Source organism: candidate division KSB1 bacterium (assembly GCA_034506255.1).
In the GTDB taxonomy this organism is placed as follows: domain Bacteria; phylum Zhuqueibacterota; class Zhuqueibacteria; order Zhuqueibacterales; family Zhuqueibacteraceae; genus Coneutiohabitans; species Coneutiohabitans thermophilus.
This window is the reverse complement of the sequence record JAPDPX010000003.1, coordinates 82,960-105,045: the sequence shown is the minus strand read 5'-3', so window position 1 is coordinate 105,045 and position 22,086 is coordinate 82,960. Positions and strand designations below refer to the sequence as shown.

Here is a 22,086-nt window from a genome sequence, read left to right as displayed (position 1 = left end):
CCGAACGATTTGCTTTGCAGGAAGTCTCTGCCACCGGAGGCTGCCCGTATCCACCCGGTGAACCCATCTTGAAGCTTGCCGCAGCAAGAGGTATTTTCGAACTTTTTTCAGCGCGCGCTTTTGCGGCAACCAGCCGGAAATGGCAACCCAATGGCGATTCAGGCAACGGCACGGTGGCCGGGATAGATCTTCCGAGAAGGTATCTCTCCAGACAGGGAGCGGAATCGCAGTAGAGGAAGTGAACGAGCGACAGTGGGGGAGAATACGCTGCTGGCAGGAAATATCAAATCACCAAGCCTCTTGCGACTGGGGCAGGGCCCAATCGCAAGAAGTCGGCGTGCGCCAGTTTTGCGGAAGCAGCGCGGCGATCTGGGTGATGGGATGGTCGGGTGGGCGGCTGAGAATATCGCGCAGACAAGCCAGGGGGTCCACCTGATGCAACTTGGCGGTAGCCACCAGGGTGTAAATCATCGCGGCGCGTTTGGCGCCTGCGTGCAAGCCGGCAAAGAGATAATGCTTGCGACCCAAGGCCACCGGACGAATGGCATTCTCCACCAAGTTGTTGTCGATCTCCAAGCGGCCGTCGGTGACGGACTGCTCCAGCTTCGGCCACTGGCCCAGCAGGTAGCCAATCGCCTTCTCGTCATAGCGCAGCTCCAGCGAGGGCTGGGTCTCGAGGTTGGAGGGCAATTGCAAGGTGCCCTGCTCCAGGCGCGTGTAGAAGAGCCAGAAGCCGGTGCGATCCCAGAGCAAGAGTTTCATGCGGTCACGGCGGCGATTGCGAAACACGTGGACGTCGCCACTCATGGGATCGCGTGACAGTGCCTGAGTCACGAGTCCCGAGAGGCCATCGAAGCTCTTGCGCATGTCGGTGGTGTGGGAATAGAGATAAAATCTCAGGCCGGGAGAGAGTGCGATCATGGCTCTACTCCGGTGGCGCGCAACAGGCGGGTGAGCAGTTGCACAGCGATGTCGCCCGAGAAATGGACCAACACGCCGCTGGGAAACTCCAGGGTGCAGGACGCGGCGCGGTGCTTTCGCAGCCAGGTGAGAAACGTGGGGTAAGCCAGTTTTTCCCGCCGGCAGAATTGCTTCTGAGTCAGACCACTGGCGAGATACTTTTTGATGAGGGCAAGACGCGCCGCGGGACACACCCGCCGTCTGCGAGGTAACATGGGACTCCTCCTGGTGAATTCTGAGCGAAGAGACGCAGCGATTCACCAAGAGAAAAGATGGGTTCACCGAGGGGATACGATTTTCGCGGAGTGAAAGCCGGCAGCCGGGCTTATGCCCGGGTGTTGCAGGAGGTCGCGGATGCCGTGTCCGATCTGCGCGATGTCGGCAGCGAGCTGTCACCAATTTTCGCATGTCCCCGCTGTGTCGAGCAGGAGCTCAGTCAGGCGGAGGGATTTCACGTTTCCATCATCGACATCTTCTGCCTGGAAAATGGCATTGAGAGAGGGCAGATTTTTGATTCCGAAAAAGCAGGGGCGGGATTGTTTTTCTATCGCGGGGCGCACACGACAACGCCGGTGAGATTCAAGCTGGCGCCCTCCGACATGGCGGTGTTGGGGCCGCGTGCCCGGCCGTTGCTGTGGCGGACGTTCGGCCGGTCGGAGGGGAGAAACGGCGTTTTGAAAATCCAGTTTGCCACCGGCCGCAAGAAACACGTGCTGCTTTACTGGATCAATTATGCCATCGCGCGGTATCTGGAGGCGCGCGTGCGCGAGCTGGCGAATGACTGGGATTTCGAGGTCACGCTGAAAAAGGTGCAGCCCTGAAGCGGAAGCTGTACAACCGCCGGAGCGGGCTGCGATCATCGTAATTTGTGGGTCATTTTTCCAAGAAAGGAGTGCATGCCATGGCAAAGAAAATCCTGCAACTCGTCGGTGACTTCGCGGAGGACTACGAAGTCATGGTGCCATTTCAGGCGCTGCAAATGGTCGGGCACACCGTGCATGCGGTCTGCCCCGACAAAAAGGCGGGCGAAAAGATTCGCACCGCCATTCATGATTTCGAGGGCGATCAAACCTACAGTGAGAAACCCGGACACAACTTCGCGCTCAACGCCACCTTCGCCGAGATCAAGCCGGAGGAGTACGATGCGCTGGTGATTTCCGGCGGCCGCGCGCCGGAATACATTCGCCTCAACGCCCGCGTGCTGGAGATCGTGCGCCACTTTTTCGAGAAGAACAAACCGGTGGCTGCCATCTGCCATGGCGCGCAGGTGCTCACCGCAGCAGGAGTGGTGAAGGGCCGGACGGTTTCGGCCTATCCCGCGGTAGGTCCGGAAGTCAAAATCGCCGGCGCCGAATATGCCAACATTCGCATTGATGATGCGGTGAAAGACGGCAACCTGGTAACCGCGCCCGCCTGGCCGGCGCATCCCGCCTGGCTGGCGAAATTCCTCGAGGTGCTGGGCACGCGCATCACAGCATGAATCGCGGCGCACGGCACCGGGCAATAACGTGTGAGCACAAAAGGGCACAGGGCCGGCAGCCATGTGCCCTTTTCTGTCATCTCGCCTGCGGGAACGGCAGCACGTGAGTTGCGGAACTGGCAATCATCCCGTGCTATGTGATCTTGATTCATGCGAGGGAGGCCGGGTTCATTCCGTCAGAAAGAACGCTACGACGCACTGGGCGCCCGCTGTGAATCATCACCGGATCCTTATCCGGGTTCATCCGTGGCTGAGGCCGTAAGGCGCTCGAAGTCAGAATGGAATTCTGAAAGCCTGTGGCAGAATAGTTTGTCGGCGGAAGGATTCAAAACAATTCTGCCGACAAATCATCCTGCCGAAGTTTTTGCGACGATGCCCGGTGACTTCGGTGCATTTCGCTAGTACTACCCTGGAAAAACTATCACGACCGCGAAGAGGTTGTGGCGCAAGTTGCCGGCTTGTCCTCGTTTGCAGCCTGAAAGATGGCAACCTCTCACTCACCGCCCAGCTTCGCGGGCAGCACGCCGCGCACCGAGTTGCACAGCAGGATCTCATCCGCCGCCAGGAGTTCTTCAAGCCGCAAAACCTTCTCGCTCACCGGCAGGGTTTGTGTTGCGAGCAGATGCGCGCGGTAGATGCCGGGCAGAACGCCGCACGCCAGTGGCGGCGTGAAGTAGCGCCCGCCCTTCCTGATGATGACATTGGTGCGCGCGCCTTCGGTCACCTCGCCCTTCTCATTTTGAAAGATCACATCGAAAAATCCCGCGGCGGCCGCCTGCGCCAATTCACGATCGTAAAGGCCGCGTCGTGTTGTCTTGTGGAACAGAAAGCGATCCTGCGAATTCGTGCGGGTGGCGGCAAGGCGCACGGCAACCGGAACAACCAGCGGGGAGAGCGGAGTGTGGCTGAGGGCAAGCTCACCCTCGCGCGTGAGCGTCAGGCGGACGCGACAGGGCACGCCCTCCCGCCGGCAAATCGCAAGCCGGGCTTCCAGGCGGCGCATGATTTCTGCGGAGTCGCATCTGAAATCGAAATACGCCGCCGAATCCTGCAGCCGCTGCAAATGTGCTGCGAGCAGCAACCAGCCCTGCGCGGGATCCCAGCGCAGGGTTTCGAGCAGTTGAAATTCACCGGCCGGCTCGCCGAGGAAGCGCGCCTTCAGCAGGCATTCGTGATACTCCGCCCGGCTGTCGGAGTCCCACACGATGCCGCTGCCGATGCCCATTTCACCGGCACCGCTTCGCGTGTCGAGCGTGATCGTGCGAATGGCGACGTTGAAAACGGCACGCCGTGAGGGCGCGAAGAATCCGATGCTGCCGGTGTAAATGCCGCGCGGCTCGCGCTCCAGGGCGTGAATGATTTGCATGGTGCGCAACTTCGGCGCACCGGTGATCGAGCCGCTGGGAAACAGGCAGCGCAGCAGCTCCGGCACGGTGACCTCCGGCCGCAGCCTGGCGGTGATGGTGGAAGTGGCCTGCTGCACGGTTTCATAGCGTTCGATTTCGAAAAAGTGCGGCACCGCCACGCTGCCGGTGACAGCCAGCCGGCCGGCGTCATGCCGGAGCAGGTCCACGATCATCAAATTCTCGGCACGGTTCTTTTCGGAATGCCGCAACCACTGGCGCTGCTCTTCATCCTCGGCGAGCGTGCGGCCGCGCCGCGCCGTGCCCTTCATCGGCTTGAGGGTGAGGCGATCTTCTTCCAAACGAAAGAACAGTTCCGGCGAAAAGGAGAGGATGGCATGGCCCGGCAAAGTGAGCAGCGCGGCATAACTCACCCGTTGATTCTGACGCAGGCGGCAATAGAGCGCGGCCGGCGGCTGCGGCCAGGTGAACCGGAGTTTGAAAGTGAAATTAACCTGGTAGGTGTCACCGGCCGCGATGTGCGCTTTGATCTGTGCGAGCGCACGTTCATAATCCGGTTCGGCGAGATTGGGGTGAAGGCCGGCGGCCTGCAATGAGGCCGCCTCGCTCGCCGGCGCCGGTAATCGTTCGAGAATCTGCGGCAGCCACTGCCTGCCCGCGGTGAATTCTTCCGCGGCATGGTCATAGACAAGAGGCTGTTCATAGATGCCGAACCACAGCAGCGGCAGGGAGGCGCCCACCGCGCGCGGCAATCTTTCTTCGAAGGCATAGCCCGCTTCATAGGTCAGAAAGCCGGCGGCGTAATGGCCCTGGCCGAGTGCGTGCCCGACCTCCGCGAGCCTGGCTTCCACCTGCCCGGGCTCGTGGCAGGAGATGATGGCGAGCGGCGCGGTGAAAAGATAGCTGTGCTGATTGTCGGGATCGCGGCGGGCGCTTTCGAGGAACACGGTGTCAGGCCGGCCGGCAAGCCAGTGCACGAAGGCCGGCTGAAACACACCATATGGCGTCACGACACGTGAAAGTGCAGTCATCGCGGCTTTCTGCTGGTCGCATTGTGGGCGTGGCATGATAATTCGGCTTGCAAGCCGCAAGCGAAATTTTTGGACACGGGGAACGCGGCGCGGTGTCGATTTTTTTCTTTGCAATCCGGGGTTCCCTGCGAAAACCCGCGTTCTGAAAATTCCCGCGGTGAGGGTCGTTTTTCGCAAGCCATGCCGCAGGCACGCCTCCCGCCAGCCTGGCCGATGCCGACGGAAGGCCCGCGCGGCAACAGCTCCTCGCAGCCGTGCGGGTTGCGGCGCGGTACTTTTATATCACATCCCGGGCAAAGTTGCAACGGGAGTTTTGCTTGATATTTCGCTGCCGCCGTCCTATTTTCCTGCAGGAATTGCAATGTCCCGGCCGCGGCCCGGTCGCCGCAGCCTCATCCGTCTCAGCAAACTGCATGATGCCTTATCACCTCCGCCAACTGCCCGCCGGTCTCAAAGATTATCTCTTCGAAGAGGCACAGCGCCGGCGCAGCGTGGAACACGAGATCACAGCCGCCCTGCGGCAGCACGGTTATCGCGAGATCATCACGCCGACCTTCGAGCATTGGGAAGTCTTTGCGACTGCAGGCAGGAACGGCTGGCAGGAGAAGATCTACCGCTTCCTTGACCGCGAAGGCAATCTCGTGGCGCTGCGTTCGGATTTCACCGCGCAAGTGGCGCGCCTGGTGGCACAGAAACACGCGGCACTCTCCTTCCCGTTGCGTTTGTTTTACTCCGGAAAAGTGTTTCGTTTTGAGGAGTTGCATGCCGGCCGCAGCCGCGAGTGCTGGCAGGTGGGATTCGAGTTGCTGGGCGACACTGGTTTGCCGGGCGATGTCGAAGCCGTGGCGCTGGTGGCGCAGGCCCTGCGCGCGCTGCAACTCGGCGCGTTTCAGATCAACCTGGGAACCATCGGCTACTTCAACGGCGTGGTGCGGGAAGCGCGGCTCACCCCGGCGCAGCTCGGGGAAATCAAACGCCTGCTCAGCCACAAAGATGCGGACACGCTGGCCGGGTTCCTGCAGCAGGTGGCACCGCCGCCGGCCGTGCAGGAGGCACTCACCGGCTTAATGCAATGGCACGGCGGCCGTGAGATCCTGGAGCAGGCAGGCACAGCCGCGCCCAACGCCGAGACCGCGGCCGCCCTGGATCACCTGCGCCGGGTTTATAATCACTTGGAGGCCATGAACTGGTCGCAACATGTGGTAATCGACCTCAGTGAGGTGCAGGGTATGCACTACTACAGCGGCATCATGATCAAAGCCTATGTGCCCGGACTCGGCTATGAGGTCGGCTCCGGCGGCCGCTATGATCAGCTCCTGTCACAATTCGGCCATGATTGCCCGGCGGTTGGTTTCTCATTCGACGTCGATCGGCTGGTGGAAGCGATCGCGGGGTAGGATTCTCGTCCAACTCTAGCTCTTACTCCTACTCCTACTCCTACTCTTACTCACATTTCCATTCGAGGCGATAAGAGTAGGAGTAAGAGTAAGAGTAAGAGTATAAGAAAGATGACCATCAAAAATGTCTGAGGCCGTGCACATAACCCTTGCTCTTTCCAAGGGCAAATTGTTCGCGCCGGCGGTGGCCTTGCTGCAGCGTGCCGGTCTGATCGCCGACGCCGAGCTGTTCCGCTCACGGCGGCTGCGCTTTGCTTCCGACACCCATCCGGCGTTTCACTTTCTGCTGGTGAAGAACAGCGATGTGCCGACTTACGTGGAATATGGCATTGCCGACGCCGGGATTGCCGGCCTGGACGTGCTGCTGGAAAGCGGGGCGGAGGTGGATGCGCCGCTGAATCTTCAGATCGGGCGCTGCCGGATTGCGGTGGCGGGCCGGCCGGAAGACGCGGGCCGGGGCTACATTCTGCAATCGCAATTGCGCGTGGCGACGAAATATCCGCGCCTGACGCGCGAATATTTTGCCGGCCGTGGGGCACAGGTCGAAATCATCAAACTCGATGGCTCGGTGGAACTGGCGGTGCTGGTGGGGCTCGCGGATCGCATCGTCGATCTCGTTGAAACCGGGGAGACGCTCCGGCAGAACGACCTGCTGATCCACGAGGTCATCGGTGAAAGCACGGCACGTCTGATCGTCAACAAGGCGAGCCACAAGCTCAAACTGGCAGCGATCACCGATCTCATCAATCGTTTGCGAAAGGCGGTGCATGAGAATTCTTCACGCTGAGACGCCACAGGACTGGCAGGAATTGTGCGGGCTCTTCACGGTCGATTATGCCGCTGAGAATCGCGTGGAGGCCGCGGTCCGCGAAATCATCACGGCGGTGCGGCAGCGCGGCGATGAGGCCGTGTGCGAATACACCCGGCGCTTCGACGGCCTCGCTCTGACGCCGCAGGAGCTGGCGGTGCCGCAACACACCTGGCTGGCGGCACAGCAGCAGATCAGCGCGGCAGCACTGGCGGCGTTGCAGACCGCAGCACAGAACATCACGGCGTTTCATCAGCATCAACGCGAAACCGATTGGGAGTTCGAGCGCGAGGGTGTACGACTGGGAGAGCGGGTGGTGCCGCTGGCAGCCGTTGGACTTTACGTGCCAGGCGGCCGTGCGCTTTATCCTTCGAGCGTATTGATGCTGGCGATTCCTGCGCGGCTGGCGGGCGTGCGGCGCGTGGTGATGGTGACGCCACCGCGTGCCGGCGGTCTCGATCCGCATCTGCTGGCGGCTGCGGAACTGGCCGGGGTCCACGAAATCTATCAAGTCGGCGGGGCGCAGGCCATTGCCGCGCTGGCCTTCGGCACACCCACCATTGCCGCGGTGGACAAAATCGTGGGGCCGGGCAACCGCTTTGTGACGGCGGCGAAACGCCAGGTCTTCGGGCAGGTCGGCATCGACAGCCTCGCCGGACCCAGCGAGATTGCGATTCTCGCGGACGACAGTGCCGATCCCGAATGGCTGGCGCGCGACTTGATTTCCCAACTCGAACACGATGTCGAGGCCAAAGCGGTGCTGGTCACCGACGCGACGGCATTGGCGGAACGGGTGAGCACGCGCGTTGCAGAACTTGCCGGACGCGTGGCGCGTGCGCCGATCGTCGCAGAAGCGGCGCAGCGTTTTGGCGTGGCATTCGTGGTGCGTTCGCTGGCAGAGGGAATTGCAGCGATCAATGCGATTGCGCCCGAGCATTTGGAAATCATGACGCGTGCACCGCGGGCAGTGGCGGCAGCGATCACCAACGCCGGCGCCATTTTTCTGGGCTCACATTCTCCCGTGCCCATGGGCGATTATGCTGCCGGCCCCAATCACACGCTGCCGACGGGCCGTTCGGCGCGCTTCGGCTCACCCCTGCGCGTCGCGGACTTTTGCAAACACCTCAGCATGATCGAATACAGTGCCGCGGCTTTTGACCGCGAGCGCGGCGCCGTGGCAACGCTGGCCATGATCGAGGGCCTGCCGAACCATGCCGAAGCCGTGACCGTGAGAAAAACTTGAGGGCCCGATGATGTCGGAATCTGCGGGAGAATCCCGCCTGCTGCGGAACGCAGCCGGCAGGCAACGGTCTGCCGGCCAGTCTCCGTGCGCAAACGTTGCAGCCGGGCCCGGGGCTGCCGGGACAGCATGCGCCACGGGAACTCAACGGCTAGCGCTGCCACCACACGGCCGCCGTGAGAACGTGCCCGTCAAAGTCAGCAATTGCGCACGCACACTCACAACTTCAGCCAACGGCAACCGCAAATGACCCGACACGCTTCACTCACCCGCACCACTGCCGAAACCGATATCGCGGTGGCGCTGCAGCTCGAGGGCAGCGGCCGGCACGACATCAGCACCGGCATCGGTTTCTTCGATCACATGCTCATCCTGCTGGCCGTGCACGGTTTGTTTGATCTCACCCTGAAGGCGCGCGGTGATCTGCAGGTGGATGCCCATCACACCGTGGAGGACAGCGGCATCGCACTGGGAGCCGCCTTCAGCGAAGCACTCGGCGACCGCCAGGGTCTTCACCGCATCGCAACCAGCCACGTGCCGCTGGATGAAGCGCTGGCGCGCACGGTGGTGGATGTCAGCGGCCGCGGCTATCTTGCCTTCGAGGCGCGCTTCAGCAGCAGTCAGGTTGGTGACTTTCCCAGCGAGCTGGTGGAGGATTTCCTGCGTGCCTTGGCGAGCCACGCGAAAATCACGCTGCACGTCACACTGCTCGCCGGCCGCAACACGCATCACCAAATCGAGGTGATCTTCAAATCACTCGGCCGGGCGTTGCGCCAGGCCGTGGCCATCGATCCGCGCCAGCCCGGCATTCCCTCGAGCAAAGGGGTGTTGGTGTAAGAGGCGGTACGGCCAATGCATCTCCCGCCGGCACCCCGGTGAAACGCACCGGCGCAGGCGTGCGGCGTGGGAGTGCCGGTGGCGCAGCCCGGGTTGCCTCCCTTTGATCGCCCCGGGAAGCGAACGCGGGCAAGGCGGGCAACGATTTTTTTGCTGCCGGATCACTGCAGACGAATTTGAAAGCGGGCGGGTTTTGCCCGGGAAACACAGATGGCGGACATCGGCATCATCGACTACGGCATGGGCAATTTGCACAGCGTGCAGAAGGCGCTGCAGGCGGTGGGCGCACAGGCGGAACTGGTCACCGGCGCCGGCCGCCTGACAGAATTCCGCAAGCTGATCCTGCCGGGCGTGGGTGCGTTCGGCGATGCCATGAACAATCTCACGGCACGCGGCCTGCTCCCCGGCATCCATGCCGTGCTGGCGGCCGGCACACCGCTGCTCGGCATTTGCCTGGGCATGCAACTCCTCTTTTCCGAGAGCGAGGAGATGGGGCAGCACGCCGGGCTGAACGTGCTGCCGGGCGTGGTCCGGCGGCTGCGCGTCACCGCCAAAGTGCCGCACATGGGCTGGAATCAGATCAAGCAACGCATGGCGTGCCCGCTGTTCGAAAATGTCGCCGACGGCGCGTTCGTCTATTTCGCGAACTCCTATGCCGTTCACCCCGCGCAACCTGCGGTGATCGCCGGCGAAACCGAGTATGAAACCACCTTCGCCTCCGTCATTTGGCACAACAACGTTTACGGCGTGCAATTTCACCCCGAGAAGAGCCAGCACGTGGGTTTGCAAATGTTGAAAAATTTCGTGTCACTTTGAGGCCGGTCGGGTTGCGGCCCGGCCTGTGTCTGTGCCGGCCTGCCGCCGCCCGGGTGAGTATTTCAGCGCCGGCGGAGGACAGTGCCGGACGGTGACGTTTTTGCCCAAAACCACAATCTTCTGCAAGACGATGCTGCTTTTTCCCGCCATTGATTTGAAGGGCGGCCGGTGCGTGCGTTTGTTGCGCGGTGAAGCGGCCTCCGCAAAAATTTACGGCGATGATCCCGTGGCCATCGCGCGCTCGTTCGCCGCAGCGGGTGCGGCCTGGCTGCATCTGGTCGATCTCGATGCCGCTTTCTCCGGCAGCACCGGCAATCGCACGATGATTCGCCGGATCATCGCAGCGGTGGAGATTCCGGTGCAAACCGGCGGTGGCATGCGCAGCCTGCACCACATCGCCGCCATGCTCGACGCCGGCGCACGCCGGGTGGTGATCGGCACGGCGGCGGTGAGCCAGCCGGAATTGGTCGAAGAAGCGCTCACGCAATTCGGCGCAGAGGCGATTGCCGTCGGCATCGATGCCCGCGACGGCCGCGTGGCCACCAGCGGCTGGACCGATACCTCGGAAATCGAGGCGGTCGCCTTCGCGCAGCAGATGCACCGCCTGGGTGTACGCTGGACAGTTTACACCGATATTGCGCGCGACGGCACCTTACAGGGCCCGAACCTCGCCGCCACCGCGGCCCTGGCCCGCCAAAGCGGGTTGCAGGTGATTGCCGCCGGAGGCGTGGCGCGGCTGGAGGACCTGGTGGCGCTGCGCCACCTGGAGAAGGACGGTGTCGCCGGGGTGATTGTGGGCAAGGCGTTGTATGAAGGCAAATTCACACTCGCGGAGGCGTTGCAAACAATGGCCGCCCCGTGAACGGTTTTTGTGAAAGAGCCGGGGCGGTTAAACTCACAAGAGAGACTCATGCTCGCCAAACGCCTTATTCCCTGCCTGGATGTGAAAGATGGCCGCGTGGTCAAGGGCGTCAATTTTGTCAACCTCCAGGATGCCGGCGATCCGGTGGAACAGGCGCAGTTCTATGATGCCGAGGGTGCGGACGAATTGGTGTTTCTCGACATCACGGCCTCGCATGACAAGCGTCAAATCGTGCTCGATATGGTGCGCGCGGTTGCCGGCCGGGTGTTCATTCCTTTCACCGTGGGCGGCGGCCTTCGCACCGCGGAGGATGTGCGCGACATTTTGCGTGCCGGCGCGGACAAAGTCGCGGTCAACAGCGCCGCGGTGAGGAATCCGGATTTGATTCGCGCCGGCGCCGCGGTATTCGGCAGCCAGTGCATCGTGCTGGCCATCGATGCGAAGCGCAAAGATCGCGGTTGGGAAGTCTATATCAACGGCGGCCGCATTGCCACCGGCCTCGATGCGCCGGCCTGGGCGAAACAGGGCGAGGCGCTCGGCGCCGGCGAGATTTTGCTGACCAGCATGGATCGTGACGGCACGCGCCAGGGCTATGATCTCGAGCTGTTGCGTGCCGTGGCGGACTGCGTGAAGATTCCGGTGATCGCCTCGGGCGGCGCCGGCAACCGGCAGCATTTCTGCGAGGCCTTCACGATCGGCGGCGCGGATGCCGTGCTCGCGGCCTCCCTGTTTCACTACCGCGAGTTGAGTCTGCGGGAGGCGAAGGCATATTTGCAGCAGCAGGGCATCTGCATCCGTACCGCCGTTCCCGGAAACCATTGAGCCGTGCACCCGCAGGCTGTTTCCAATATGGCGCAGAATCTTGTGAATTCCCCGACCTCCTGCGGAATCTTCACACGATCCTTCCCGGATGATAGTACAATCTCAAGTTGGCACTTCCACCCCCGGATGTCACTCTGTAAGAATCTTTTTGAGTGCCCGGGATAATGTTGGAACAGGCTGCGATCCCGGTACTGAAGAAGATTCCCACGAAAATGCCGTAGCGCAGGCTTCCAGCCTGCCTGCAGACATTTTCATCGTAATGGGTGTGCAAATGCACATGGCAAATTCCCTCGAAAATAACTTTTGTAGTAGACCCTTCAGGGTCAGAAGCTTCAGCGGCCCGGGTGGCGCAGGGTGGCTGCCGCCGCCGCGCGATGGTTTCACACATTTGTCAACCGGGATTGTTTGACGATTATTTTGGTGCCAGCACGCAATGAATCTCGACCTCCTGCAATTCGATCAGCACGGCCTCCTTCCCGCCATCGTGCAACACGCCGCAACCGGCGAAGTGTTGATGCTCGCCTATATGAATCGCGACAGCCTGCAAAAATGCCGGGAGACCGGCGAAACCTGGTTCTACAGCCGCAGCCGGCAGCAATTGTGGCACAAGGGTGCCACCTCGGGCAATGTGCAACGCATCGTATCCATGAGATTCGACTGCGACGCTGACGCGCTGCTGGTGCAAGTGCTGCCCGCCGGACCCGCCTGCCACACCGGCGAGCGCACCTGCTTTCATCGTTTGCTGGATGAAGAAAAAAACACTGCACCGCCCTTGCCGCAAATTCTCGCGGAATTGCAGGAGGTGATTCAACAACGCCGGCGCGCGCTGCCGGAAGGTTCCTACACCGCTGCGCTGTTTCGCAAAGGCGTCAAGAAGATCGCGCAAAAAGTGGGGGAGGAAGCGGTGGAAGTCGCGATTGCGGGTGTGCATGAATCCGATGACAGCGTGGCGGCAGAAGTGGCGGATCTGCTTTATCACCTGCTGGTGCTGCTGGCTGCGCGTGAGATTCCCCTGCAGCAGATCATTCAAAAGCTGGCGGAGCGGCGCGGCTGAGCCGGATGCGCAGGGCTGCGCGGCGGGCAAAGCACGCTGGCGGGCCCGGGCGCATTGTCTGTTCCAGCTTCGGTGGGAGGCACCGGCTCCGGCTGCCGGCGATTTCTTTTGAGGGGATCAACCCGACGGACTGCGCCATGCCGCGGGCAACACCCACCCTGCCTCAATTCTCCCGGCCACTGGCCTGCTTCGCCTCGAGCCATTCCACGTTGTCATGATAACGCTCGTTGAAGACCAGCGTGCGGCGGCCGTCCGCCAGCCGGAGTTGATAGCGTTCGCCGTCATCACTTTCGAACCACAGCTTGTCTTCGGCTTCGAGATGATAGCGGCCCCAGGCGCGGCGCACTTTCACCGCCACGGTGTTGCGGTCATAAGTATGGGAGTCGAGATAAACGCGGCCGTTGGCGAAAAAAATCCAGCGCATGCGGTCGCGCAATTCGGCGCCACCGAAGCGATTGCGCGGCCGGTAGTGATACGTCGAAGTCCAGAGATAGATCTGCGTGTCGAGAAAGACGACCGGCGTGATGAAAATGTTGGCGGGCATGGGGTCCTTCAGCGTGTCGCTGGAGGAGATGGCGGGCAGGGGTTTCACCAGCGTCGAAACCGGGAAACGTTTGCGCCAGCGTTCATCCTCCTGCGCTTTGAGCGCCAGCTCACGGCGCCGCTCGGCCGCGACCCGCTGCTCCGAGCCGGGCTGGCGGAGGAAGGTGGTGGCGGCTTCGAATTCGCCACCGCTGAGCAGCAGCCGGTTGCCGGTCATGACGATGGTGTAGACCAGCGGCTTTTGATTGCGCACGCGCAGGGTGAGTTGGGAGCCGGTCACGGCATACTCGCCCTGTTTGCGCGTGGTGGTGCGGCCGGCTTTCACCTCGAAGACGTAGTTGCTGTCGGGATAGAAAGTCAAAATCGCGCGCAGGAATGCCGCTTCGTGAATCCAACGGCCAAACAAGCTGTTTTTTGCGATCTGGGTCGTACTGAGCGCGGCCGGCGCGGTTTGCTTGCGGAATCGTTTCGGCTTTTCCAGATCGCCGGCCGAGAGCGTGAAACGCAGAGAATCGGCGGCGAGCACGAGTTGATAGGCCAGCGAATCATCTGCCAGCACAAGATGCAGGCGATTGTCGCGGTAACGCCACTGCCCGGAATCCGACATCGCGAAGCCGCTGATGACATGTCGGGATTTGAACGTGCCGTCACTTTCGAAAACGAACGTTTGACTCTCATTGAGGCCGGTGTTTTTCCATTCCCCCACCAGCCAGGCGGGGCGCCCACCTTGCGCGAATGCTGTCGCTGCCGGCAACAGCCAAAGCCACAACATGAGCAGAATCTTTGCGGAGTTGTGCATGCGCATCGTTCGCCCGTGGCAGGAAAATTCGGTTTGAATGACGCCGCAACTTAGCCAAATCCGCCTCGAAAGTCAAGCACGGGGAAGACGCTGTGGCGCGCAACACCGGCCGCCTGCCTGCGCCGTCGTGCTCAACTGCGGCGATAAGCTTTGCCCAATGCCGCGGGCGCCTGGCGGCCGCGCGTCGAAAACACCAGCACCAGCAGGGTGAGCAGGTAGGGCAGCATGAGGAAGAACTGATAGGGCAGGTCATAGCCGCGCGCTTGAAACTGAAACTGCAGGGCATTGGCACAGCCAAAAAACAATGAAGCGAAAAACACGCCCAGCGGTTGCCAGCGCCCGAAAATCACCAGGGCGAGCGCGATGAAGCCGCGGCCGGCGGTGATGCCTTCCACGAAGGTGTTGGCATGCGCCAGCGTGAGATAGGCGCCGGCGGCGCCCGCGAGCAGGCCGCTGAACAGCACGCAGCCGAAACGCAGGCGAAACACATTCCTGCCGGCGGTATCCGCCGCCGCCGGCTGTTCGCCGCAGGCGCGTATCGCCAGCCCCAAATGCGTGTGGTTGAGCACAAAAGCCGCCAGCGGCACGAGGCCGAGGGCGGCGTACAACAACACCGGCTGGCGCGAGAGCAGACCGCGCAGAATCGGAATGCCGGCGAAACCGGGAAGCTCGAGTGTGGGAAACGAGGTGGCCGTGAGCGCGGCACCGGTCACGCCGAAGATGTGGCGAAACAAAAAGCCGCTAAGTCCGAGCGCCACGAGGTTGAGCGCCGCACCGGTGATGATTTGATCGGCCTGAAAATGAACAGTCAACACGGCAAACACCGCGGCAAGCAACATCGCCGCCAACATGCCGGCGAGCAGACCGGGCCACGGGCTGGCGCTGAAGTAGCTCACCACCATGCCGGCAAACGCACCGGCCAGCATCATGCCTTCCAGGCCGATGTTGATCACACCCGCGCGCTCGGCATATGTTTCGCCGGTGGCCGTCAGCCAGAGCGGCGCCGCCAGCTTCACGCCCGAGGCCAGCAGATTTTCGATGAAATTGAGGATCATGCCGTCACGTCACGACTGATGAGATTCTCCGGCTTGACAGGATTGGCCGGAAGCACGGGATTTGTTGTTGCGAATCACCGGCGCCTTCTCAAGCCGGCATTGGCAGCGGCCTCCGGGGGCCGGAACGGCAACGGCTCCGGTAGCGCTGCGCGAACCGCTTTGTTCACGTCCTTGCTGCATTACTTTTGAGAGTCACGCCGCCAGCCACCGCCATGGTGAGCACCACCAATCCCTGAATCACATAACTGATCACCGCCGAAACATTGGCCTGGCGCTGCATGGCCGCGGCGCCGTTCTCCAGCGCACCGAACAGCAGCGCCGAGAAAATCACCGCCAGCGGATTGAGGCGCGCCATCAGTGCCACGGCAATGGCGGTGTAACCGTAACCGGGCGAGAAATTGTCATACACGCGATACGTCACGCCCGCCAGTTCGATCACGCCAGCCAGTCCCGCCACTGCACCGGAAATTATCAAACTGAAAAGCTGCACGCGCGCCGTGTCGATCGCAGCAAAGCGTGCGGCGCGGGGATTGGCCGCCGTTGCCTGCATCTCGAAACCGAAGACGGTGCGCTGAATGAGAAGATAACACAACACCGCGATGACCAGCGCCAGCCAGAGGCCGGCATGCAAACGCGTGGGGGGAAACAGGCGCGTCAGTCGCAGCGAAGCATCGAGGGCATCCGATTGCGGAAACTGTCCCGCGGTTTCCATGAGCGGGCCGTGCACGGCATAGCGCACCAACTCGATGGCGATGAAGTTGAGCAGAATGGTGGAGACGACTTCCGGCACGCTACGGCGAGTCTTCATCACCCCCGCCAGGCCGGCCCACAGGCCGCCGGCCACGCCACCCGCGAGCAACAGCAGCGCAATTCCCAAGACGCCGGTCATCCCACCGAAAGCAGAGAATGTCGCTGCCAGCGCACTCGCGGCCAGGGCGCCGGCCAGGAGCTGGCCTTCCGCGCCAATGTTCCACACGCCGGCACGAAACGCCAGCGCCACGGCGGCGCCGGTCAACAACAGTGGGATGGATTTGACCAACGTTTCGGAAAGCGCATAAGCGGAGCCGAACGCGCCTTCGAGCAGGGCGCGAAACGCGAGACTGATCTGATAGCCGCTCACCAACAAGAGCAGCGCTGCCAGCAGCGTGGCAACGGCAAACGCGATGACGGCGGGTGCCAGTTTGATGATCCAGACGCGCAGAAAGGCTCGCATGCGGGAGTTTGAATCGGCAGGATGGCGGTTCGAGTATTTGGGAAAAATCACAAACAAAAATGCCCGGCATGTGCTGCGGGTCGTGCTGTTCCCCCTGTGCTGCCCGTTGTAATGACGGCGCAACGATAGCAGCTTTGCCCGATAATGTCAAGGGTCCGGTTCGCGTTCCGGCGTTTGTGCCGCGCCTTCTGCGAGGGGCTGTCGCGCGGCGGCGGTTTTCTCAGTCCCGGTTGCCTGTCTTGCCCAGCATGAGCGCGCCGATTTCCTCCGGTGAGAGGTCCGGCGGAAAGATGCCGGCAAACCGGCCGCGGTACAACACCCCAATGCGATCCGCCAGCGCATAGACTTCGCCCAGCTCGGTTGAAATCAGCAGAATCGCCGCGCCCTGCGCTTTCGCAGTGAGTATCTCCTGATGAATCTTCGCGGTGGCGCTCAAATCCACGCCGCGGGTGGGATTGACCGCGACCAGCACCTTCGGCCGGCGCGCCAGCTCGCGGCCGACCACGAGTTTCTGCTGATTGCCACCGGAGAGGGTGCTCACCGGCAGGTTGGGATCCGTCACGCGCACCTCGAAGTCACGCACCAGGCGCTCGCAGTACTCCCGCAGTCTGGCCGGCCGCAACCAGCCCCCTTTGTGAAACGGGCGCTCGCGGTAAACCAGGGCGGTGGCGTTTTGCACCACCGACAGCGTGGGAAACAGTCCCATCTCGTGACGGTCGGCGGGAATGTGCGCCAAACCCGCGGCCAAACGGGCACGGGTGCTTTTGCCTGCCAGAGCTTCGCCCTCCAACTCCAGGCGGCCGTCGGTCAGCGGTCGCAAACCCAGCAGCACCTCCGCCAGCTCCGCCTGGCCGTTGCCATCGACGCCGGCAACCCCGAGAATTTCACCGGCATGCAATTCGAAGGAGAGATCAGCGAGCGCAAGCTGGCCGGCAGTGCCGTGCGCGCGCAACGCTTGCGCCCGCAGCACCACGCGGCCCGGCGCGCGGGCGGCAGGCGCGGCGGCAGGCGCAAAATCTTGCGGGGTGATCGCTGCGGCAACGATTGCGAGACTCGCTTCAGCGGTGTTGAACCGTCCGGTGACGCGGCCGCTGCGCAACACGGTGAGACGGTCGCTCACCGCCAGCACTTCGTGAATCTTGTGCGAAATGAAAATCATCGCGTAGCCTTCACTGCGCAGCCGGCGCAACAAGGCAAACAGCTCCTCGACCTCCTGGGGCGCCAGCACCGCAGTCGGCTCGTCGAGAATGAGCAGCCGGCAGTGCCGCAGCAGAATCTTGATGATCTCCACGCGCTGGCGCTGGCCCACGGAGAGCTCCGCGATTTTGCTGTCCAGGCTGAATCCCGCCGATGGTGGGCGGCTCTGGTTGTCTACTTCCCCATCTCTCTCACTTTCATAACGGCCCTTCCGCAGGAATCTTGCCACGTGCTGGATAAATCGGTTATGCTGAAAAAGTCGTAACGCAAGCTTCCAGCCTGCCTGCAGACAAGAGGTCTGCGCGACATTTTCATCGTGGTGGATGTGCAAACGTTCACGACAATCCTTCCAGAACGACCGGCGGCGGGCGGCCTGCACTTCGATGCCCAGGCGCCGGCACAGCGCCAGGACCTCGGCTTGCGCCCGCTGCCGGCGTTTGCCACGCATGCCGAAGCGGGAGTTGCCGAGCAGGAAGTTTTCCATCACCGTGAAGGTGGGCACCAGCATGAAGTGCTGGTGAATCATGCCGATGCCGGCACGGATTGCCGCAGCCGGACCCGCCGGCCGGAAGGGTTTGCCCGCGAGCTTGATTTCGCCGCTGTCCGCCCGCACCAGGCCGTAGAGAATGTTCATCAGCGTGGTCTTGCCTGCGCCGTTTTCACCGAGCACCGCGTGAATCTCACCGGCGTTGACGGTGAGACTCACGTCCGCGAGCGCGAGGGTGTCACCGAAACGTTTTTTCAGGTGGTGGATTTCGAGGAGAGGGGGCATTTTGCGCAATGTTTAGCGAGGTTTGCAGAGGTTTGTCGTGACGCCTTCAGGTGTTCAACCTAATAAGTTTCGACATGCAAGCACGGGAATGTTCAGTCACGGCTTGGCCGGGACTTTGATACAGCAGATGCCACGGCCAAGGCGTGGCAGAGCAAACCGCGGTTACTGATTTTCCAGCACCTTGTCTTTCGCTTTTGCATTTTGCCCGTTGGGCCAATTTGTCTGTGCCGTAGGATTCAACTTGACATATTATCTAGTAGTACAACGTTAAGTTGGCACCTCCACCCCCCACTGTCATTCTGTAAAAATCTTCTTGAGTGCTTGGGATAATGTCAGAATAAGCATCACTCCCGGTACTCGGGAAGATTACCACGAAAATGCCGTAGCGCAGGCTTCCAGCCTGCTGCAGACAAGATTTCTGCGCTGCATTTTCAAGATCATCCGACTCAAGCGTACCTGGCCACATGACTGTTCTTTGCATCTGATGAACTCCGCCAGGCGTGAGAGGTATATAGCCAGGTGCCGTTCGCCGAAATGAAACCCCGGCGGGGTGACATGTGTATCGTGCCTCCTCATTGATCTCATCTTGAATTGAAGGCAAACGCCGTTACATGTCACTCCTAAAGGAGTTTGAAGTTGGAGGTGTTGGCAATTACTCTAAACATTTCACCCCGGGCGGGGTTGGGCCGTTCGCTATCAAGTTGGGGCATGTGGCTCTCAGCAGAGAAGGCACGGAACTGATTTTGCGATTCTTTTCATCTTGTTGTCGCAAAATGTACGCACAATTCGGATGATCCCATTTTCATTCCGATGGGTGTCCAGACGGGCATGGCAAATTCCTCCGGAATGACAGTTCTGGATTGCGGATCGGATTTTAGAACTTAACGTTGCAGTACTAGTTTGGCTACGATTTGACGCCTGCAGGCGCTACTACGAACGCAACGCTGGCATTCTCCAGTTTTGCCGCCACGCTGAAGCGGTAACTTTTGGGAAATTTGCCGGTGTGCTGCAGCAGCCACTTCGAAAAATCATAGCCGCGCTTAATGGTTAAAAACTCTTGTGTTTTGGTGGGCACGAGACCTCCTGTAATTTCCAAAAAAATTTTCGAGGTTAGGCGATACCAACCTTTCAGAGTAACAGATGGTCAGAGTTTCAGAGTATCAAAAGAAGACTGGACGGCGACAACGCGGAACCCGACGCTGTCCCAATTGCCGTCGGGATTGACGCCGTTGCGAGCCGCGCAACGCAGATTCACTGTGGAATCGCGCCACGAGCCGCCACGAAGCGCCCGCCAATCTTCATCTTTGTCATACCAATTCTCCATCCATTCCCAAACATTGCCGGCCATATCCATCAATCCCTCTGGCGTTGCTCCGGCCGGGTAGGATCCCACCGGCGTGGTTTTGCCAACTTTTTCGTCATAATTTGCGCGGGTGTCATTCGGCTCTTCATTGCCCCAGGGATACTCTCTTTTGCCGCCGCCCGCGGGCCACTCCCATTCTTGCTCAGTGGGCAAACGATAGATCATTTTTTCATCTTGCCCCTTGCTCCCTGCCCCCTGCAACTCGCTCAACCAATAACAGTAAGCCCAGGCGGCAAACCACGTGACGCCCACCACCGGTTGATCATCCCCATTAAAACGCTTGTCATCATCGAGGCTGGATTGCAAGTTGGCTGCCCATCGCGAGGCATCACTGCCAAGATATTCCCGGAGACCTTTGATTTCTGCGGCTTGCGCCCACAGGCGATTGCCAAACTGCTTGAGCGGCAAAACGGCGAGAACTTCCGCCATGCTTTTCTCATCATCAAGATAGGCGATAAAGCGGCGATAGAGCCTGTTGGTCACGGGATATTTGGCGAAGTAGAGCGGCGGCACTTCAACTTCTTTTTTGGTCACAAAATATTTGTATTTGCCGCCGGGAATGAGAATGTATTCCGCCTGCAACTCGAAGGGATTGCGGAAGCTCTTGGCTCCCACGGCAACCGGCGCGTCCCTGGCAGCAAGCGCCGCCGGGCGAACCAGCTTCCATTCAATGAGAATCTCTTCGGCTTTCTGCCGCAGCCGCAACAAGCCCTCGGCTTGCTTTGGCTGTGCCGGCACGGCCTGGGTCTGCAGTTGTTTCCAAACTTGCTTGACCAGTTTCCTGGCCGGGTCCGAGGCGATCAGCCGCAGGCACATCAGGGCATTGTAGCGTTTTTGCCAATCCTGCCGGGGATCGCACAGGAAGCGTTCAAAGGGATCAACGGATTTTTGCCGCGCCTCTTTGATGATCAACTCGAGCAGCTCGGGGAAGCCCTCGCCATTTTTGGGATGGGGCAGAAAGAGCTGAAAAAAATCATTGAAGATGACGGGCTTGGACAGGCTCAGGCTGAACAGAATGGTTTCACGCCACCAGCCGTCCGGGGCGTTGAAGTTATCCACCAGCACCCGGCAGCGGCCGGGGTTGCGGGTGATCTGCTCGGCCAGCTCCGTCGCGGCGAGAAATTCCCGAAAGGAACCATGGCTGAAGACATATGGCCCGTCACCATAAGCCTTGAGCAAGCCGGCGCGATCGCACAGATGTGTGACGAAGTCCTCCGGCGTCAAGCCGGGCTTCACCTCTTGCAGCGGTCGTGTCATGCGTTCCGCCATCTCGGCCGCCGGGATTGCCGGGCTGCGCAACATTTCCTGCATGAACAACGCGAGCGGGCGCAGCACGATCTTGGCCCGATCGGCGGGCAGGGGCGGCGGCAAATCGCGTAGGCGGTCGCGCCGGTCGAGCAGATAGTCGGTGCATTTTTCATAGAGATTGGCGCGGCCCTCTTCGAGCGAACCATATTCCTGCCACAAGACCGCCATGATTTGCAGGAGCACCGGCGTGCCGGCGAGCTGGCGCAAGCTTGCGTTTTCTTTGCGGCCGAGATAGTCGCGCACTGCCGCCGCCACTTTCTGCGCCTGCCCGGCCCTGTCGGCGCCATTGCCTGCGGCGCTGCTGTAAACGGCTCGAAACCACTTTTGCAAAAACACCTGCTGCTGTTCGCCATTGAGCGCGAGCACATCGGCGCGCACGTGATCGCGGCGCAACTCCACCCCATCACTGACGCGATAGCCGGTGTAACGCGAGGTGATGATGAAAAAGGAGGCGCGATAATCAGTGCAGGCCTGCTCAATCCAACGGCAGACGCGGATACGCTGCTTGACTTCGCTGATCTCGTCCAGGCCGTCGAGCAATACCAGACAGCCTGGCCGGTCGAGCCAGCGCTCGAAGGATTCCGGCGGAACGGGCTTGTTCGGGCTGCAGACCTTCTCGCTCAAAACGCTGCAGAAGGGCTGCTTCTCGTCGATGTCCTTGAGCAGGCGCAGGGGCACAAAGACCGGCAGGAGGCGCCGGGGCAGGCCCAGCGTCCGCCGGCCGGCACGGTCGAGGCAGGACATGGCGTAATACTTCATCAGCGTGGTCTTGCCGGAGCCGGGGTCGCCGAGAATCAGCAGCAGACGCCCGGGGTTTTCGCTGAAAAAAGCGTATTGCAACAATTCACCGGGGGAAAACCGCTTGCTTTGCGCAGCAGCTTCGGGTGGCTGAGGCGTCCTGTGGGAACGGCGCTTTTGTTTGTTGGCGCCGGTCTGCGTGTGTGCCCCCATTGGGGCCTGCCACTCTTCCCCAAGCCGGTGATGATATTCCGCAAGCTGCAGTGCGACGAAGACATCGAGCGTGCGCACCGGGATATTGGCGTTGGCCTGAAAACCCAGCAGATTGATGCGCTCATGCTCTTCGCGCAGGCGGTGCAAGTGGCGGCGGCGTGCCAGGCGCCGCGCCAGCCATTGTTTCACGCGGGGAATTTGGCCTTGCCCGCTG

General features: G+C 61.2%; 19 protein-coding genes. 10 read left to right on the top strand and 9 right to left on the bottom strand.

The window, feature by feature from the left end:
* Window positions 1-288: 288 nt before the first annotated feature.
* Together tnpB and ONB52_06650 are read right to left on the bottom strand one after the other, a co-directional pair.
* Complete coding sequence (tnpB, locus tag ONB52_06655; protein MDZ7415828.1) at window positions 289-921, bottom strand: IS66 family insertion sequence element accessory protein TnpB; 633 nt, start codon at window positions 919-921, stop codon at window positions 289-291.
* Window positions 918-1,175: a hypothetical protein gene (locus ONB52_06650; protein MDZ7415827.1), complete on the bottom strand. Its 258-nt coding sequence runs from the start codon at window positions 1,173-1,175 to the stop codon at window positions 918-920. Before ONB52_06650 ends, tnpB begins: the two co-directional genes overlap by 4 nt.
* A 57-nt stretch (window positions 1,176-1,232) precedes the next feature.
* Between ONB52_06650 and ONB52_06645 the strand changes: the two genes are divergently transcribed.
* Both ONB52_06645 and ONB52_06640 read left to right on the top strand, forming a co-directional pair.
* Window positions 1,233-1,781 carry a hypothetical protein gene (locus tag ONB52_06645; protein ID MDZ7415826.1) on the top strand — a complete coding sequence of 183 codons (549 nt, stop codon included), beginning with the start codon at window positions 1,233-1,235 and terminating at the stop codon, window positions 1,779-1,781.
* 80 nt (window positions 1,782-1,861) lie between these two features.
* Entirely contained in the window at window positions 1,862-2,440 is a 579-nt protein-coding gene (locus ONB52_06640) for a DJ-1/PfpI family protein (GenBank protein MDZ7415825.1), read from the top strand.
* A 493-nt stretch (window positions 2,441-2,933) separates the two neighbouring features.
* Here ONB52_06640 and pabB read toward each other — a convergent pair whose 3' ends face one another.
* A complete protein-coding gene (gene pabB, locus ONB52_06635) occupies window positions 2,934-4,835 on the bottom strand; it encodes an aminodeoxychorismate synthase component I (GenBank protein ID MDZ7415824.1) in 1,902 nt (633 codons plus the stop codon).
* A 413-nt stretch (window positions 4,836-5,248) separates the two neighbouring features.
* Here pabB and hisZ point away from each other — a divergent pair, with 413 nt between their 5' ends.
* The 8 genes from hisZ to hisIE all read left to right on the top strand — a co-directional run bounded on the left by hisZ (window position 5,249) and on the right by hisIE (window position 12,671).
* Entirely contained in the window at window positions 5,249-6,232 is a 984-nt protein-coding gene (gene hisZ / locus ONB52_06630; protein MDZ7415823.1) for an ATP phosphoribosyltransferase regulatory subunit, read from the top strand.
* A gap of 124 nt (window positions 6,233-6,356) precedes the next feature.
* Window positions 6,357-7,019 carry an ATP phosphoribosyltransferase gene (hisG, locus tag ONB52_06625; GenBank protein MDZ7415822.1) on the top strand — a complete coding sequence of 221 codons (663 nt, stop codon included), beginning with the start codon at window positions 6,357-6,359 and terminating at the stop codon, window positions 7,017-7,019.
* The gene (hisD, locus tag ONB52_06620) at window positions 7,000-8,283 is read left to right on the top strand and encodes a histidinol dehydrogenase (protein ID MDZ7415821.1); all 1,284 of its coding nucleotides are present in this window, start codon (window positions 7,000-7,002) and stop codon (window positions 8,281-8,283) included. The genes hisG and hisD overlap by 20 nt, the downstream gene beginning before the upstream one ends.
* A gap of 243 nt (window positions 8,284-8,526) precedes the next feature.
* Window positions 8,527-9,117, top strand: coding sequence for an imidazoleglycerol-phosphate dehydratase HisB (hisB, locus tag ONB52_06615; protein ID MDZ7415820.1), 591 nt, complete (start codon window positions 8,527-8,529; stop codon window positions 9,115-9,117).
* 210 nt (window positions 9,118-9,327) lie between these two features.
* Window positions 9,328-9,933 (top strand): imidazole glycerol phosphate synthase subunit HisH, encoded by a 606-nt coding sequence (hisH, locus tag ONB52_06610; GenBank protein ID MDZ7415819.1) that lies wholly within the window; start codon window positions 9,328-9,330, stop codon window positions 9,931-9,933.
* A gap of 130 nt (window positions 9,934-10,063) precedes the next feature.
* A complete protein-coding gene (gene hisA, locus ONB52_06605) occupies window positions 10,064-10,795 on the top strand; it encodes a 1-(5-phosphoribosyl)-5-[(5-phosphoribosylamino)methylideneamino]imidazole-4-carboxamide isomerase (GenBank protein MDZ7415818.1) in 732 nt (243 codons plus the stop codon).
* A 48-nt stretch (window positions 10,796-10,843) separates the two neighbouring features.
* Entirely contained in the window at window positions 10,844-11,617 is a 774-nt protein-coding gene (hisF, locus tag ONB52_06600) for an imidazole glycerol phosphate synthase subunit HisF (protein ID MDZ7415817.1), read from the top strand.
* 433 nt (window positions 11,618-12,050) lie between these two features.
* Entirely contained in the window at window positions 12,051-12,671 is a 621-nt protein-coding gene (gene hisIE, locus ONB52_06595; GenBank protein MDZ7415816.1) for a bifunctional phosphoribosyl-AMP cyclohydrolase/phosphoribosyl-ATP diphosphatase HisIE, read from the top strand.
* 163 nt (window positions 12,672-12,834) lie between these two features.
* Here the strand turns inward: hisIE and ONB52_06590 are convergent, their stop codons facing one another.
* The 6 genes from ONB52_06590 to ONB52_06565 form a co-directional block, all read right to left on the bottom strand.
* Complete coding sequence (locus ONB52_06590; protein ID MDZ7415815.1) at window positions 12,835-14,013, bottom strand: hypothetical protein; 1,179 nt, start codon at window positions 14,011-14,013, stop codon at window positions 12,835-12,837.
* A 131-nt stretch (window positions 14,014-14,144) separates the two neighbouring features.
* The gene (locus ONB52_06585; protein ID MDZ7415814.1) at window positions 14,145-15,068 is read right to left on the bottom strand and encodes an ABC transporter permease; all 924 of its coding nucleotides are present in this window, start codon (window positions 15,066-15,068) and stop codon (window positions 14,145-14,147) included.
* A gap of 163 nt (window positions 15,069-15,231) precedes the next feature.
* The gene (locus ONB52_06580) at window positions 15,232-16,281 is read right to left on the bottom strand and encodes an ABC transporter permease (protein ID MDZ7415813.1); all 1,050 of its coding nucleotides are present in this window, start codon (window positions 16,279-16,281) and stop codon (window positions 15,232-15,234) included.
* A gap of 220 nt (window positions 16,282-16,501) precedes the next feature.
* On the bottom strand, window positions 16,502-18,250 hold the full coding sequence (locus tag ONB52_06575) for an ABC transporter ATP-binding protein (GenBank protein ID MDZ7415812.1): 1,749 nt from the start codon (window positions 18,248-18,250) through the stop codon (window positions 16,502-16,504).
* A 904-nt stretch (window positions 18,251-19,154) separates the two neighbouring features.
* A complete protein-coding gene (locus tag ONB52_06570; protein ID MDZ7415811.1) occupies window positions 19,155-19,325 on the bottom strand; it encodes a hypothetical protein in 171 nt (56 codons plus the stop codon).
* Between the two features lie 69 nt (window positions 19,326-19,394).
* Complete coding sequence (locus ONB52_06565; GenBank protein MDZ7415810.1) at window positions 19,395-22,061, bottom strand: SUMF1/EgtB/PvdO family nonheme iron enzyme; 2,667 nt, start codon at window positions 22,059-22,061, stop codon at window positions 19,395-19,397.
* Window positions 22,062-22,086: the final 25 nt, after the last annotated feature.